Here is a 597-nt window from a genome sequence, read left to right as displayed (position 1 = left end):
GGAACGCACCGTGCTGCGGGTCGGCGGGCGGCACGCCCTCGCCTGGTCACTGGTGGTGGGTGACCGGCTCGGGACGGGAGTCCGGGAGATCGCCGACGAGCTCGCGGGGCTGGTGGGGCTGGTCCGCGGCCGTTCCGACGACGTGCGGGCCGCGCGGAGCCGGGTGGCCGCGCCGCTGTTCACTCTACTGGCGGGTTCCGGTGGCGAGGGTGAGGTGCCCACCGCGTTCGCCGCGACCGGGCTCCCGCCGGACCGCGCGCTCCACGTCCTGCGCGCCCGCACTACGGACACCCGGTTCGGCGCGGAGGTGCTCGACGAGCTGCTCGCCGACCGGGCGCCGGTGTTCACCGGCACGCTCGACGGCGACGCCGGTGCGCTGGTCGCGTCCGGGGGTCCGTGGCCCGACGACTGGACGGCCGGGGCGACGGAGGCGGTGTCCGCGCTGGGACCCGGACGGATCCTGATCGGCGTGGGAGGACCCGCGACCGTGGCCGGGTTGCGGGGTGCGGCCGAGGAGGCCCGGCACGCGGTGGAGGCCGCGGTACGACGTCCGGGCCGGGTGGCCGTGGTCTCCGGCGCGGAGATCGGGCCGCACCG

General features: G+C 77.9%; 1 pseudogene. It reads left to right on the top strand.

The window, feature by feature from the left end:
* Positions 1-597, top strand: a pseudogene (locus SACPADRAFT_RS24405) (PucR family transcriptional regulator); the annotation flags it as partial.

The sequence above is a fragment of the Saccharomonospora iraqiensis subsp. paurometabolica YIM 90007 genome, assembly GCF_000231035.2.
GTDB lineage: Bacteria > Actinomycetota > Actinomycetes > Mycobacteriales > Pseudonocardiaceae > Saccharomonospora > Saccharomonospora paurometabolica.
This window is presented reverse-complemented; position numbering and strand designations above follow the sequence as displayed.